Raw genomic sequence first — 1,644 nt, forward strand, 5'->3', positions numbered from 1 at the left:
CACAATCGACATGGGTTAGACCAATCACTAGGGGAATTTTTACACGCTGTTGCATAAAACTGAGCAGGCGACGGGAAGAGCTAAACTGACTGGGACGATGGGCATCAACAAGGAGTATGTAAGCATGCGCTTTCCGAATCAGGATGTCCCACATGAAATCAAAGCGAGACTGTCCTGGAGTGCCATATAAATGTAGCGCCATATCTTGAGCAAATTGCAAACGCCCAAAGTCCATCGCTACTGTAGTTTTTTGCTTAATTTTAGTTGTCACGTCCGTTGCTAGGCAATCTGTATCCACTACATCAATTTCGCTAACCGAGCGAATGAAAGAGGATTTTCCAGCACCCACGGCACCGGTTACAACTAGACGCATAATTTCCACGCTTATTTGCTGTTAGCCGTTCTGAAGTAGAATCCGAAACACTACAATACTATTGTCAACCATAGGATTAGGATTATTATGCTCTGATTGCAGAAAAACAGAAAAATTAACGAGCGAGAGTTAGCCACCTAATTTATTGGGTGGGCAGCGAACGCGCCCCGCGTGGCCAAAGGCCAGCGTTCCGGGATTTATCAAGGGCTTTCGTGCTAGAATAGAATCGTGAGTAAGAACAAGGTTGGTTACGTTGATTTTTTGCGCTTTACGGTGAGATTCCGGCCAGGTGGAGACGGGGAAAATCCTACGACCATGTTACAGGCAAGTAATGCAGCAAAAAGTAGTAATTTATTGCCCTGACTTGTTGGTACAACCACTCCGAAAGCTATTCCAATTAAAAGTAAATCCACAGGTTAACTTTTTAGTTAATCCGTTCGCGTAGCGTGGCCATAGGCCAGGGAGGTAGGGCAGTTTTGAGTCTGCCACAACGGTACAAGCTGGAATTATTTTCTGGCCAGTATTGTAAGCGTCGTGGAGAGGTGCGACCCCGTAATTTAATTCGCCATAGGAAAGCGCACCAAGCGCGGTTTTAACCCGCGTAACGACACGACTCTTAGAATCCACGCGATTTCAATCCGTGGAGAACTCAATACCATTAAGTCCAAAAAGTACCTAGCTGTTATTAATCCTTAATTACCTCCTTAAGAAACCAAGTAAGTGTTGCACAAAGCGATTGCTCAGCTCTTGATGATTGTCCTCCTCAGTTCGATTTGCCCCAACGGCCACTGGCTCTAATCCCTGTGATTGCCAATAGTTCTGTTGATATGAAGTAAGCATAGGCACTTCTGCGACTAAACCCACGCTAATCAGCCGGAAGGATATCTGTTGAACCGTTTCGAGAGACTTGCCCAACCGAGTAGCAATATCAGTCAGGGGAATTGACCCATTGGCTAATTTCCAAACTGCAGCTTCCATAGGGTCTAGCCCTAACTGGCGATGACCGACCATCGCCCTAGATAGTGCTGAGGTGGTTTCAGGTAGCTTGTCTGCTAATCCATTCCAATCTGGTAGAGCTCGCAGACCAATTAGAGTTGCTTTGGTAGCTGAGATGCTTAAACCCGTCATTTCTATCGTGGGCAAAGTTGCCTTAGAGTCAAACCTAAATTTAGCATCTTTGAGCCTGAATAAGCCACAAACTGAGCGTATAACCTGGGCATGAAATAGTAGTCTCAACTGCTCTGGATGCATAAATCCCTTAGTCTTCAAGA

The 1,644-nt window shown here is 45.6% G+C and carries 3 protein-coding genes; all 3 read right to left on the reverse strand.

From position 1 onward, the window contains the following. Positions 1-373: ATP/GTP-binding protein (locus F6K49_RS46895; RefSeq protein ID WP_293109333.1), on the reverse strand; the 373-nt coding region annotated here is incomplete at its 3' end. Positions 374-724: 351 nt separating this feature from the next. Next, entirely contained in the window at positions 725-1,000 is a 276-nt protein-coding gene (locus F6K49_RS46900; RefSeq protein WP_293109336.1) for a hypothetical protein, read from the reverse strand. Between the two features lie 69 nt (positions 1,001-1,069). Further along, positions 1,070-1,644, reverse strand: a 575-nt coding sequence (locus F6K49_RS46905; protein ID WP_293109338.1) for a DUF4388 domain-containing protein, incomplete at its 5' end; no start/stop codon positions are given.

The sequence above is a fragment of the Moorena sp. SIO3I6 genome, assembly GCF_010672095.1.